The sequence below is a fragment of the Undibacterium sp. SXout7W genome (assembly GCF_049339385.1).
Classification (GTDB): domain Bacteria; phylum Pseudomonadota; class Gammaproteobacteria; order Burkholderiales; family Burkholderiaceae_D; genus Undibacterium.
In genome coordinates, this window is record NZ_JBMPPF010000076.1 from 1 (window position 1) to 479 (window position 479).

At 50.7% G+C, this 479-nt stretch carries 1 protein-coding gene; it reads right to left on the reverse strand.

What is annotated here, in order from left to right:
* Nucleotides 1-479 (reverse strand): hypothetical protein (locus tag ACO0LB_RS20555; protein ID WP_423052564.1); only part of this gene is annotated, 479 nt, incomplete at both ends.

The following is a 479-nucleotide window of genomic DNA, read 5'->3' on the forward strand; positions in this document are numbered from 1 at the left end:
CCTGCTTGTCCATTTTGGCTGTCATTGGTGACTTTTTGGGTGTCGATGCTGATGGCACTGGCACTGAGTAGTTTGCCACTCTGGTTGTTGAGTTCGCCTTGGTTGGTGATGGTGAGCTGGTCATTGCCAGCATGGCTGATGTTGCCTGCTTTGTTGTTGATCTCGCCAGTCTTCAGGCTGAATTTGTTGCCGTTGCTGATGAGCTGGCCATCGCTATTGTCGAGCAGGCCATTGGTCTGAATGTCGCTGTCGCTGCTGCCTAGTTGCAGTATTTTTCCGCTATGGTTGTTCAGGCTGTTTGTTTGTACGTTGAGCTGATTGGCTTGTATCAGCCCTTGTTGGTTTTGCAGGCCGGTGCCGTTTTGTAGGTTGAGTTTGCCATCTGCTTGCACCGTACCTTGGCTGTTGTCTAACTTTGCTGCGGTCGTGATGTTCAGGTCTTGTCGGGCATAGACGGTGCCACCAATATTGCTGATGTT